General features: G+C 71.3%; 7 protein-coding genes. All 7 read right to left on the bottom strand.

Features of this window, described 5'->3' with window-relative positions:
• On the bottom strand, positions 1-1147 hold a 1147-nt coding region (locus ACQKIP_RS30190; RefSeq protein WP_427744691.1), incomplete at its 3' end, for a zinc-dependent alcohol dehydrogenase.
• Between the two features lie 32 nt (positions 1148-1179).
• The gene (asnB, locus tag ACQKIP_RS30185; protein ID WP_365859823.1) at positions 1180-3108 is read right to left on the bottom strand and encodes an asparagine synthase (glutamine-hydrolyzing); all 1929 of its coding nucleotides are present in this window, start codon (positions 3106-3108) and stop codon (positions 1180-1182) included.
• A 3-nt stretch (positions 3109-3111) separates the two neighbouring features.
• Positions 3112-4638 (bottom strand): Wzz/FepE/Etk N-terminal domain-containing protein, encoded by a 1527-nt coding sequence (locus ACQKIP_RS30180; RefSeq protein WP_365859824.1) that lies wholly within the window; start codon positions 4636-4638, stop codon positions 3112-3114.
• Positions 4635-5996: a Wzz/FepE/Etk N-terminal domain-containing protein gene (locus ACQKIP_RS30175; RefSeq protein ID WP_365859825.1), complete on the bottom strand. Its 1362-nt coding sequence runs from the start codon at positions 5994-5996 to the stop codon at positions 4635-4637. Before ACQKIP_RS30175 ends, ACQKIP_RS30180 begins: the two co-directional genes overlap by 4 nt.
• A complete protein-coding gene (locus tag ACQKIP_RS30170; RefSeq protein ID WP_365859826.1) occupies positions 5993-7255 on the bottom strand; it encodes a glycosyltransferase family 4 protein in 1263 nt (420 codons plus the stop codon). The genes ACQKIP_RS30175 and ACQKIP_RS30170 overlap by 4 nt, the downstream gene beginning before the upstream one ends.
• Positions 7245-8561, bottom strand: coding sequence for a nucleotide sugar dehydrogenase (locus ACQKIP_RS30165; RefSeq protein WP_365859827.1), 1317 nt, complete (start codon positions 8559-8561; stop codon positions 7245-7247). The genes ACQKIP_RS30170 and ACQKIP_RS30165 overlap by 11 nt, the downstream gene beginning before the upstream one ends.
• A 73-nt stretch (positions 8562-8634) precedes the next feature.
• A partial coding sequence (locus ACQKIP_RS30160; RefSeq protein WP_427744687.1) for a sugar transferase occupies positions 8635-9840 on the bottom strand: 1206 nt, incomplete at its 5' end.

Raw genomic sequence — 9840 nt, 5'->3', positions numbered from 1 at the left:
CCGGGGCCCCGGCCTGCGCCGCCTGTCCGGGGTAGCGGAACAGCACGGCCACGGCCTTGAGTCCGCCGTCCTTCAGGCTCTGGTAGGTCTCGACGGCGTCGTCGAAGTCGGCGACATGTGTGACCAGGGGCTCCACGTCGACGCTGCCGCGGGCGACGAGGTCGAGGAAGCAGGCCAGGTTGCGGCGCTCGGTCCAGCGCACGTAGCCGATCGGGTAGTCCCGCCCCTCGATCTCGTACTCGGGGTCGTAGCGCCCCGGTCCGTACGAGCGCGAGAACCGGACGTCGAGCTCCTTCTCGTAGTACGCGTTCCACGGCAGGTCCAGGCTGCACTTGCCGATGTCGACGACCCGGCCGCGGTCCCTGCTCAGCCGGGCGGCCAGCTCGACGGGCTGGTTGCTGCCGCCGCCCGCGGCCAGGTACGTCTGGTCCACGCCGTGCCCGCCGGTGAGTTCGGCGACGGCGGCTTCCACGGCCGCGGAACCGGGATCGCCGCAGGCCACGGCGCCAAGGCGCTCGGCAAGCTCGCAGCGGGCCGGGTCGGGGTCGGCGCCGACGACGCGGACTCCCGCCGCGGCGAGGAGCTGTACGACCAGCTGCCCGATCAGGCCGAGGCCGATGACCAGGGCCACCTCGCCGAGCTGCGGCTCGCCCTGGCGCACGCCCTGCATCGCGATGGATCCGACGGTGCCGAAGGCCGCGTGCCGCGGCGCGAGGCCGTCGGGCACCGGCGCGTAGAGGTTCTTCGGCACCCAGTTGAGCTCGGCGTGCAGCGCGTGCTCGTTGCCGGCGCAGGCCACGAGATCGCCGACCTTCACGTCGTCGACCCCGGCGCCGACCTGCTCGACCACGCCGCACAGCGAATAGCCGAGCGGGGTGTAGGAGTCCAGCTTGCCCATCACCTTGCGGTAGGTGGCGGGCACCCCGTTGGTGGCCACGCTCTGCGCGACCTTGGCGACCTGGTCGGGCCGGGAGCGGGCCTTGCCCACCATCGACATGCCGGCCTCGGAGACCTTCATGAGCTCGGTTCCGGTGGATATCAGCGAGTAGGCGCTGCGGACGAGCACACCGCCCGGCTTGCACCCCGGCGCCGGGACGTCGAGCAGCGCCAGTTCGCCGCTCTTGTAGTTCTGCACAACCTGCTTCACCCGAGCTCCTCTTGTTTCAACTTCCAACGCCGTCAAGCCGCTTGTCTCCGGCCGGAGCCGGAGGTCGCGTCGCGATACCAGTACTCGAGGGTCAGCACATGCCACAGATGCTTGGAGAAGTCCCGCTGACCGGCGGCGTCCTCGGCGACCATGCGCGCGAGGGCGTCGCGGCGCAGGATCCCCGAGCTGACGAGCACTCCGTCGTTGACCACCTCGCGCACCAGCGGTGCCAGGTCCCGGCTCATCCAAGCCCGCAGCGGTGCGCTGAACAGGCCCTTGGGCCGGTACACGATCTCCCGCGGCAGGATCGAGGTGGCCGCCTCCTTGAGGACGGCCTTGCCCTGCCGGCCGACGATCTTGCGGTCGCCGGGCACGGCGAACGCCGCCTTGACCACCTCGACGTCCACGTAGGGCACCCGCACCTCGGTCGACGCGGCCATGCTCGACCGGTCGGTGTAGGCGAGGTTCAGGCCCGGCAGGAACATCCGGGCGTCGCCCAGGCACATGCGGTTGACGAAGTCGTCCAGTGCGTTGTCCTCGTAGATGTCCGCGTGTTCGGTCACCACGTCGTCGACCGTCGCGGCCAGATCCGGATTGACCAGGGCGAGCAGCTCCCCCTGGTCGTACATGGTGTAGCTGCGCCGGAACGCGGCCTCCTCCGACAGGTCGGCGAAGGAGAGGAACCGCTTCGCGAAGCGCACCGAGCGAAAGCCCCGGCGGGCGGTGGCGACCGGCAGCCGGTCCACGGCCCTGGACAGGCCGCGCCGCAGGGGCCGCGGGACGCGCTGGTAGCGCAGCGCGAGCACGTTGGCCAGGTGCTTGCGGTATCCGGCGAACAGCTCGTCGGCGCCCATGCCCGAGAGCATCACCTTGACCCCGGCCTCCCTGGCGGCCGAACAGATCAGGAAGGTGTTGATCGCGGCGGGATCGCCGATCGGCTCGTCCAGGTGGTGCGTCATCTGCGGCAGCAGGTCGAGCACGTTCGGGGCGATCTCGATCTCGTGCAGATCGACGCCGAACTGCTCGGCGACCTGCCGGGCATAGCGCAGGTCGTCCGGCATCGCCTCGAACTTGGCGTCCTCGGCGCGGAACCCGATCGTGTAGGCGGAGATACCGGGCCGGTCGCGGGCCGCGAGCGCGGTCAGGTAGCTGGAGTCGAGACCGCCGGAGAGGAAGGTCGCCACGGGCACGTCGGCAAGCAGGTGCTGCCGGGTCGACTCCTCGACGACGGCGGCCAGGTCGGGCAGTTCGCCGCTGCGGGCCCGCTCCTGCCCCTCGGCGGCGACGTCGCGCAGGTTCCAGAACTGCCCGCGCTCCACCCGGCCGTCGGGCCTGCACCTGAGCCAGCTGCCCGGCGGCAGCTTTTCCGCCTCGCGGTACGCGCACCGCGAGTCCGGCACCCAGTAGTAGAGCAGCGAGGCCACCAGCGCCGCGTCGTCCACCTGGAGCGATCCGCCGGTCACGGCGGCCAGTGCCTTGAGCTCGGAGGCGAACACCACACCGCCGCCGCGCCGCAGCAGGAACAGCGGCTTGATGCCGAGCTGGTCGCGGGCGAGCACGAGTTCACCGGTTCGCTCGTCGAAGATGCCGAACGCGAACATGCCGCGCAGCCGGGGCAGACAGTCGGTGCCCCAGCGCCGCCACGCCTCGAGCAGCACCTCGGTGTCGGAGGTGCCGCGGAAGCGCACCCCGGCGCCCTCCAGCTCGGCGCGCAGTTCGGGCGCGTTGTAGAGCTCGCCGTTGTACGTCAGGGCGAGATGGCCCGAGACCATCGGCTGGGCGCCGGTCTCGGACAGGTCGATGATGGACAGGCGGCGGTGCCCGAGCTGCACTTCGCCGTCACCGGCGGGGTGGCCGTACCGGCCCGCCCCGTCCGGTCCGCGGTGGGCGAGGACATCGGTGAGCCGGTCGGTCACGGCCTTCCCGTCCGGCCATCTGTAGGTGCCTGCGATGCCGCACATGTCTTACCGCGCCTCCTGGTCGCTGTCCGGAACTCGTACTGCCCGCGACTGCCGCTCCGACGGCTGCCGGCCCGCGGCGTTCTGCCGGGCGAGGCGTTCGCTGTGGCCGCGCAGCGCGGTGTGCCGGCCGTCCCACAGGGTGCCGTCGGTCCGGTCCCGCGGATCGGGGTCGACGAGCACCACACCGATCACCGGGATGAGCAGGTCCGCGAGCTGCCGCGCCACGGTGTGCAGCCATGCGGTGCTGCCGTGCCCGGCGCGTACGACGAGCACGGTCTGGGAACCGAGGTCCTGAAGGCCGGTCCACGCCGTGCCGGGCGCGACCGAGCCGACACCGATCCGGCGCATCTGATGCGGCACGGTCGCGGCACGATCGGCGCTGACCACGGCCGGGCCTCCCGGTTCCTGGCCGCGGCCGGCGCGTTGCAGGGCCGGCAGGTCATCGATGATGACCACGGGGCCCTCCTCCGACAGCGCCTTCGCCAGGTCAAGGGCGATCACGCTCGTGCTGTGCGCACTGCCGAGCTCCAGGAGCGACACCGATTCCGACGCGTCGCGCACGGTGCGGGCCAGCGTCGATATGAGCCGTTCGTGTGCCGCGCGGGTGCGTCGCAGCTGCCACAGTCTGATCGGCCGGCGGGGCACGGGGCGCAGCTCCGCGATGACCGAGGCACCCAGGTTCGCGGCGATCTCCCGGCGCAGGACCGGGCGGTCGGCCACCACCGAACCGATCGCGGCCACCGCAAGCCCGATGACGAGCCCGAGAGCGAACCCGATCCCGGCCTGGGTGGCCAGGGCCAGGGGCAGGGAGTTGTGCACCGCGCGCGGGTCGTCCACGATCTGCGTGCCGGAGACGATCCGGGGTGTGCCCATGCGCGCGTCCTCGGCGCGCTGGTCGAAGTCGGCGATCCGCGAGGTGAGTTCGGCCCGGCGGGCGAAGAGCGACTCCAGGGTCGCCGACGACTCCGGGTCGCTGCCCGTCGTCCTGCCGCCGATCGATTCGTTGACCCGCGCGAGTTCCTTGCGCATGCGGTCGCGCTGGTCGCGCAGGGCCTTGGACTCGGCCTTGGCGGCTTCCTGCATCCGCCGCACGTGGTCCGCGATGAACGCGTCCGCCAACGCCTGTGCCCGGGCCACCGCTTGTGCGTCGCTGTCACCCGTCACGTCGATCTGCAGCAGGTTGTTGGTCACGCCGGTGCCCCGGTACTCCCGCAGGAAATCCTCGGGTTTCATCGGTGACTTGAGGGCTTTGAGGGCCTTGTCGGCGATCCGCGTGGTCTGCAGTACCTCCACGTCGGTACGGATCAGCGTTCCGGTGTCGTTCGGCTGGTCGTCCTGATGCGCGACCAGCACCTTGGCCGTGGCGGCCGGTGCCGGGGGTCGCAGGACCGCCAGCGCCCCGCCGAGCAGCAGCCCGACGAGCGCCAGGGTGCACCAGAGGCGGCGGCGCCTGCGCACCGACACCACCAGCGCGTGCAGGTTCAGCAGCGGAGCGGCCGCCGACGGCTCCGAGGTCGTGTCCGTCGTCACGCCGGGCCTCCCGTCGCGTGGCCGCGGGCCGCGAGCGCGGGGGTGGGGTTCTCCGGGGGGTGTGCGACCGACCGCCCCGGACGGTCCCGGACGGTGCCGGCGAGGACGATGCCGATGACCTCGTGCCTGCCGTCCGCACACGCCTCGGCGATGCCCGTGAGCTCGGCCGCGGTCCAACTGCCCGCACTGAGCACGACCAGGGCCCCGGACTCGGCGTCACGGTCCGGCACCATCGGCCGGGTCACCGGGACGTGCACCATCCGCATCCGCGGTTCGGTTCCGGCCGTGGCGACGAGCTGCTCGGCGGCCCGGCTGCCGGCCTCGTCGCCGTCCGGTACGACCACGAGGAGCCCGCGCGAGCCCGGCAGTTGAATCCGGATGCGCGCGCAGACCCGCCGGTAGCGCAGCTGCCTGCCGGCCTCGTCGGAGGCCGCCGGGGTCGGTATGTTCCAGCGGGTGTCGAGGCCGAGGAAGCGGCGGGCCCGGGCCCGCGGGCCCCCGCCCCGGTGCTTGCTCCGTCCGCCGGGCACGTCGACGGTGCCGATGAGCGTGGAGCCCAGCGCCGCGGCGATCTCCGGCTCGGTGCGCAGCCTGCGGTTCGAGCGTGCCGCGGTGAGATGGGCGATGACCGCGACCAGCAGGGACAGCAGCGCCCCGCCGGCCATGAGCTGCGTCCTCGTCGGCGGTGCCTCGCCGGTCGGCAGGGCCGCGGGCCCCATGACGACCATGCCGGCCTTGCCGGTCGCCGGGTCGGCCTCTTCCAGTTTCTTCATGGCCTCCTCCAGCGAGGTGCGCAACTTCTCCAGAGAGGTGCGCACCTGCACGCTCTCCACGGTCTGCCCCGGATCGGCGGACTTGGCCAGTTCGCTGATGCGGCGGTTGGTCTCTGCGACCTTCTTGCGCAGCGCCTCGGGACCCGACGCCCTCGCGGGGTCCGTGCTGCCGCCCGCGACCCGGGTGGCGAAGGTGACGAACTCCTTGGCCACCCGGTCGGCCAGTTGCTGGGCGCGCTCCGGGGTTTCGGCCGTACCCGAGATCGTGACGATGTTCCCGTCGGCGGCCTTGGCGCTCACCTGGTCGATGAGCTCGCTGCCGTCGCCGCCCGTCCACTCGAGCGCGTCGGCCGCCCGGTCGACCACCGATGAGCTGGTCGCGACGTTCACCTGGGTGAGCAGCTCGCGTTCCTCCCACGCCCCCGGCAGCAGCACGGATGCCGATGCCGTGTACCGCGGCGGGAACACCGCCACCGAGGCGCCGTAGCCGAGAAGTGCGCCCGCCAGGGCGATGACGGCGAGCAGCCGCCAACGCCTGCGGAAGATCCGTCCGATCGTGACCAGACGTATGGTGTCGTCGCTCAACGGTGCCGCCTCCTCCCCTTCCGGATCGGGGTGCCACCGACACGGGTGTGGTCGAGGCAGGCAGCGGCGTATGCGGCGAGCAGCGATCTCTGGGAGTTGTGCCAGGAGAGCTCTCCGCCGACCCGCTCCTGGCCGAGCTTGCCCATCCGGGCACGCTTGTCCGGGTCGTCGAGGAGCTGCGCGGTGAGCCCGGCGAATGCCGTCTCGTCGTTGGCGGGCGCGTACACGGCGGCGTCACCGGCGGAGACGCGCGCCTCCCGCAGGTCGAAGGAGACGATCGGCCGGCCCATGGCCATGTATTCGAGGACCTTGTTCATGGTCGACACGTCGTTGAGCGGATTGCGCGGGTCCGGCGAGAGGCACACGTCCGCGGTGGACAGGTAGCGCACCAGGTCGGCGTCCGGAATGCGCCCGGTGAACTGCACCTGCTCGGAGAGCCCGAGCTCGCCGGCCAGTTCCACCATCGCGTCGAAGGCGTCGCCGGAGCCGACGAACACCGCGTGCCAGTCGGTCCGCCCGAATTCGTCGCGCAGTTTCGCCAGGGCCCGCAAGGCGTAGTCCACACCGTCCTGAGGGCCCATGACGCCCAGGTAGCACAGCAGATGCTCCTTGCCGCGCTTCAACTCCGGCTCGGGCGGCACCGGTTGGAACCTCTCGACCGCGGGCGCGCTGCGCACCACGAAGACATCCTCCGGCTTCTTGCCGCCGCGGCTGACCGCGACGTCCCGGTAGCTCTCGTTCGTGGCGATCACGATGTCCGCGGCCCGGTAGGTCATCCGCTCGATGGCGCACACGGCGCGGTAGAGCAGGTCCTTGCCGCGGCCGAAGCGGGACAGATACAGCTCGGGCACCAGGTCGTGCTGGTCGAACACGAACCGCGCGCCGCGCCGTGTCAGCCACCGGGCCGGCAGGAACAGCAGGTCCGGCGGATTGCAGGCGTGCACCACATGGACGGGGCCGACCTTGCGGATCAGGCGGGCGGTATGCCACAGCGCCGATCCGTATTCGCGCAGATAGCCGGACGGTCCTCCGGTGGCCGCGTTCAGCGGGTAGCGGTGGATCCGCACCCCGTCGATCTCGACCTCGGCCTCCGTGTCCCGCTTCGTGCCCTGCGGGCAGATGACGTGCACTCTCCAGCCCGCGTCGCGCAGTGTCGTGCATTCCTGCCACACCCGCCGGTCGAAGGGCACCGACAGGTTTTCCACCAAAATCAGCGCGCGACGGGCAGGCCCGCCGCCGCTCGTTGCGTTACCAAGCAAGGCCCACGTACCCCGGTTCTGTCCGGCGCGCTTCGGCGTCGGGTAGGCGGATCAGATCAATGAGCACCGGCGCGGGCCCGTGGGGCAGCGCCGAAAGGACGGCCGGGTCCTTGGTCCCGACCAGGCACACCTCGGAGTGGTCGAGGACTTCGTCGACGGAGTCCGCGAGGAGCTGCGCCAGGTGCGGAAGGCGGGTCTCGATGTACTCGCGGTTCGCGCCGATCAGCCGGGAGAGGCTGACGTTGGCGTCGTAGATCCGCAGGTCGTAGCCCTTGCCGAAGAGCCTCTCGGCCAGCTCGACCAGCGGGCTCTCGCGCAGGTCGTCGGTGCCGGGCTTGAAGGAGAGACCGAACAGGCCCACCTTGCGCTTGCCGGTGCGCTCGACCAGCTCCACCGCGCGCTGCAAGTGGTCCGCGTTCGAGGGCAGCACATGGGAGAGGATGGGCACCGAGATGTCGGCACGCTGCGCCGCGTGGACCAGGCTGCGTAAGTCCTTGGGCAGGCAGGAGCCGCCGAAGGCGAAGCCGGGCCGCAGGTAGGCGGGGCTGATGTTGAGCTTGCGGTCGGCCAGGAACACGTCCATGACCTGGTGCGAGTCCACGCCGAGCGCCTGGCACACCGCGCCGAGCTCGTTCGCGAAGCCGATCTTGAGGCCGTGGAACGCGTTGTCCGCGTACTTGATCGCCTCGGCCGTCGGCACCGGTACCCGGAACACCTCGCCGGGCAGGCTCTCGTAGAGCGAGGCGACCACGTCGCCGCTTGCCCGGTCGAATTCGCCGATGACGGTCTTGGGCGGGTCGAAGAAGTCCCGCACGCTCGTGCCCTCGCGCAGGAACTCCGGGTTGACCGCGACCCCGATGTCCACCCCGGCGGTGCCGCCGAGGGACTTCTCCAGGATCGGCACGAGCAGGTTCAGGCAGGTGCCCGGCAGCATGGTGCTGCGGAACACGACGGTGTGCCGTCCGCCCCGCTCGGCCACCGCCGCGCCGATCTGTTCGGTGACCCGCTCCAAGTACGTGGTGCACAGGCTGCCGTTGGGCTCCGAGGGTGTGCCGACACAGATCAGCGATACCTCGCTGCCCATGATCGCCTCGCGGACGTCGACGGTGGCGCGCAGCGCCCCGCCCGCCACGACCTCGGCGGTGAGCTCGCCGATCCGCTCCTCGACCACGGGGGCTTTGCCGTCGTTGACCAGGTCGACCTTCACCTGGTTGACGTCCACCCCGATGACCTCGTGGCCCATGCTGGCCAGGCACGCGGCCGACACGCAGCCCACATAACCGAGACCGAAAACGCTGACTCTCATTAGCTGTCCTTCCCCCCGGGCAGGCCCCCACGGCCTGCCATCCGCGCGCCCGACGGGCGACGCCCCCCTTGCATCAGTAGGCCCCCTGGCCGTAAAGCACCGCACGCAGCGTCTTCCACAAGATCACCGAGTCCAGGGCGAGCGACCAGTCCTCCACGTACCGCAGGTCGAGCCGCACCGCCTCCTCCCACGGCAGGTCGCTGCGTCCGCTGATCTGCCACAGGCCGGTCAGGCCCGGCTTGACCAGCAACCGCCGCCGGATGTCCGGCCCGTAGGCGGCGGACTCCTCCGGCAGCGGAGGCCGCGGGCCGACGAGCGACATCGATCCGGTGAGTACGTTGAACAGCTGCGGGAGCTCGTCGATCGAGTACCGGCGCAGCACCGCACCCACCCGGGTCACCCGCGGGTCCCGGCGCAGCTTGAACAGCAGCCCCGCGCCTTCGTTGCGGTGGGCCAGCTGGGCGCGCGCCGCGTCCGCTCCGGCCACCATGGTGCGGAACTTGAAGATGGTGAACTCGTGGCCGTCCTTGCCGACTCTGCGCTGGCGGTAGAGCGCCCCGCCCCGGCTCTCCGCGAGGACGAGCAGGCCGACGAGCACCATCAGCGGCGCGAACAGCAGCAGCAGGATCGCCGCGCCGAGGCGGTCGACGACGCCTTTGACCACCCGGCGGCCCCCGGTGAAGGTCGGCATGCTGACCCGCAGGAGCGGAATGCCGAGCACCGCGTCGACGTGCAGCCGCGGTCCCGCCACCTCCATGAGCACCGGGGCCACGACCATCTCGGCGTCGCTGCCTTCGAGGTTCCAGGCCAGGCGCTGCAGCCGGTCCGGTGACCAGTGCGGGTCCGGGGTGACCGCGACGACGCGGTAGCCGTCGCGGCGTACGTGGTTGGCGACGTCCGTCAGCCGGCCGACGACCGGCACTCCGTCCAGTTGGTCACCGTCGAGACCCAGGCCGTCCGTGGTGCACACCGCGTCCACCTGCCAGCCCAGGTGCGGGAACTTGCGGGTGCGGGTGATCAGGTCGCTGACGGTGGCCAGGCTCCCGGCGGCGAGCACCGGGCGCAGGCACCGCCCTTCCTTGCGCTGCTTGTGCAACCACAGGCGCAGCAGATACCGCGCGGTCATGGTGATGAGCGCGATCGCGGGGACCGCGACGAAGATCCAGAGTTTGATGTTGCGCGAGGTGAGAGCGATCCCGCCGAGCGCCAGTACGACGACCGCCGTGAACAGCGAGCGTCCGAGCCGGCGGAACTCCTCGGCACCCTGGCCGAGTACCGC

Source organism: Streptomyces sp. NPDC059900 (assembly GCF_050270335.1).
In the GTDB taxonomy this organism is placed as follows: domain Bacteria; phylum Actinomycetota; class Actinomycetes; order Streptomycetales; family Streptomycetaceae; genus Streptomyces.
Note: the sequence above shows the minus strand (reverse complement) of the source record. Positions and strands in the feature narration are given on the sequence as shown.

What these genes read in the sequence shown, in the direction of transcription:
- asnB (WP_365859823.1), bottom strand. Translation starts at nt 3,108, where the DNA reads ATGTGCGGCATCGCAGGCACCTACAGATGGCCGGACGGGAAGGCCGTG.
- ACQKIP_RS30165 (WP_365859827.1), bottom strand. Translation starts at nt 8,561, where the DNA reads ATGAGAGTCAGCGTTTTCGGTCTCGGTTATGTGGGCTGCGTGTCGGCC.